Source organism: uncultured Agitococcus sp., assembly GCF_937920075.1.
In the GTDB taxonomy this organism is placed as follows: Bacteria; Pseudomonadota; Gammaproteobacteria; order Pseudomonadales; family Moraxellaceae; genus Agitococcus.
The window spans coordinates 1-2,280 of sequence record NZ_CALETI010000492.1 but is presented as its reverse complement, the minus strand read 5'-3'; the positions used below and the strand labels follow the sequence as shown (position 1 = coordinate 2,280).

The window sequence follows — 2,280 nt, the reverse complement described above, 5'->3', positions numbered from 1 at the left end:
AAAAAAGAAGTATGAAAAGCTAGAGACATTAGGGGTAGGAATGATTCATCGTAAAGATGATGTTGCCTGTGAAAATGCAATCCATGCAGTCAGTTATTTGGCGGATTATGAAAAAGAAGATCAGTATTTGCGCATGAAGCCCAAAGGCAGGCGGACATTTGGGACTGGGTTGAATGGATAGGGGTAATTACCACATAGCTACACTAGTCTTGTCTTTTGTTAACTTGGATAATAGGTGTTTCCTAATCATGCGCTAAAAAGCCAAGACGCTGAGGTTTAGTCAGTCATCAAGCTGTTCTTCTTGCGCTTGGCGATTTTGAGATATGTTTGAGTTTTGAACACTCTCATTTTTACGATTATTGCGTTATGGTATAAAAACAATAATTTTAAAAACTAAGGATTAGCGATGAATACGCCACAATCAACACCTATCCCTCAACAAGCATTCGATTGGTATGATGAATATGCACATGGCTTAATTGACCGACGTACTTTTATGAGAAAGCTCGGAGGATTAGCGGCACTTGGCTTTTCTATGAATGTATTAACATCCGCTTTATTACCTAATTATGCCTTTGCAGAACAAGTATCGTTTAATGATGATGCCATAAAAGCAAGCTACACAACGTTTGGTTCACCTGATGGGCATGGCAAAGGCCGAGGTTATCTTGTTGTACCTAAAGACCTAAACGCGAAACGTCCTGTGGTATTAGTGATACACGAAAATCGTGGCTTAAATCCTTATATTGAAGATGTGGCAAGACGACTTGCTAAAGTGGGGTTTATAGCCTTTGCGCCTGATGCGTTATTTCCTTTAGGGGGCTATCCAGGTAACGATGATGAAGGACGTGCCATGCAAAAAACGCTGGATGAAGCCAAAATTCGACATGATTTTGTTGCTGCTGCACGCTTTTTAAAGTCTCATCCTAACAGTAATGGCAAGTTGGGTGCCGTGGGTTTTTGTTTTGGGGGTTATATTGTCAATTATTTAGCGGCAGTTGATGCAAACCTTCTGAGTGCTGGTGTGCCGTTTTATGGGACTCCTGCAAGCGCAGACTTACGAAAAAATATTAAAGCTCCGCTGATGATTCATCTCGCTGAACAGGATAAACGCGTTAACGACACATGGCCTGAGTATGAGCAAGACTTAAAAACCAATAAGGTCGAATATACAATGCACATGTATAAAGATGCTCAACATGGTTTTCATAATGACTCTACCGCTCGATATGACAAAGAAAACGCAGAGCTTGCATGGCAACGCACGATTGAATTTTTTAATAAAAAATTAGTGGATGAATATCAACCAAACTCCCCCATACAAACAAAGCCTGAATCCGATTAGGTTAATAATGATATTAAGACAGCTATATCTGAGCATCTGCCATTTGATAATGATGCTTGCGCCGAACCTGTTCTAATTTTCCAACATAAGCCACAGCATCGACTTTCGATTCAAAGACCGCCACTTTACGGCGGTAGCGTTTAGTTCCCATACGACCCCATTCTGCCGAAACAACATAGTCATTAAACAAGTCTTGTGCTAAAGAAATTGCATAAAACCGAAAGCAGTTTGTCGAATCATCTACTTTAGTCCACGTAGAACGCATGGCGATACTCATCTGTACAAGAAGTAACCTGTATAACAGTAGAGTATCGTCGTTGAATCGTCTAGTTGGATTACAAATGACACGACACAAAATGTCGTGTTTGCATAGCTAGAGGAATTTTTATTTTAATCGCTATTAAGCGGACTCTTTGTCCACATTTTTAAACGGCAAAGCCTGAGTCATTTCATCACGATAACGCTGAATAGCTACCGATTCTTCGACTAAAAAACGTTTAACCGCCTGTCTAAAACCAGTATGCTCAAGCCAATGTACCGAGTAGGTCAGGGTAGGTCTAAAACCACGCGGTACTTTATGCTCGCCTTGTGCGCCAGAGTCAAAGCGTTGAATACCCTGTTCGATACAATACTCAATGCCTTGATAATAACAAGTCTCAAAATGCAAAAATTCTATCTCACGAATGCAGCCCCAATAACGGCCATACAAGGTATCTTGGCCTAAAAAATATAATGCGCCTGCAATCGCTTCATTGCCCTCAAACGCCACAACTAACAACAAACTATCGCGCATAGTGTGATAAATACGCTCAAAAAAGTTAGGGGTTAAATAACCATGATGACGGTTATATTTGAGATTGGTTAATTGATAAAAAGCTTGAAAACGTTGCCAAAGTCTTGGGGTAATGGCATCACCTGTCAGTCGTTTAAACTCA

At 40.5% G+C, this 2,280-nt stretch carries 3 protein-coding genes and 1 pseudogene; 2 read left to right on the top strand and 2 right to left on the bottom strand.

The annotated features are described in order from the left end of the window. Positions 1-181, top strand: a pseudogene (locus Q0212_RS16550) (hypothetical protein); the annotation flags it as partial. Between the two features lie 225 nt (positions 182-406). Further along, on the top strand, positions 407-1,345 hold the full coding sequence (locus Q0212_RS16545) for a dienelactone hydrolase family protein (RefSeq protein WP_297927580.1): 939 nt from the start codon (positions 407-409) through the stop codon (positions 1,343-1,345). A 22-nt stretch (positions 1,346-1,367) separates the two neighbouring features. On the opposite strand, the gene Q0212_RS16540 is transcribed toward Q0212_RS16545, so the two are convergent. Beyond that, on the bottom strand, positions 1,368-1,610 hold the full coding sequence (locus tag Q0212_RS16540) for a WGR domain-containing protein (RefSeq protein WP_297927578.1): 243 nt from the start codon (positions 1,608-1,610) through the stop codon (positions 1,368-1,370). Between the two features lie 135 nt (positions 1,611-1,745). After that, on the bottom strand, positions 1,746-2,280 hold a 535-nt coding region (locus tag Q0212_RS16535; RefSeq protein ID WP_297927577.1), incomplete at its 5' end, for a GNAT family N-acetyltransferase.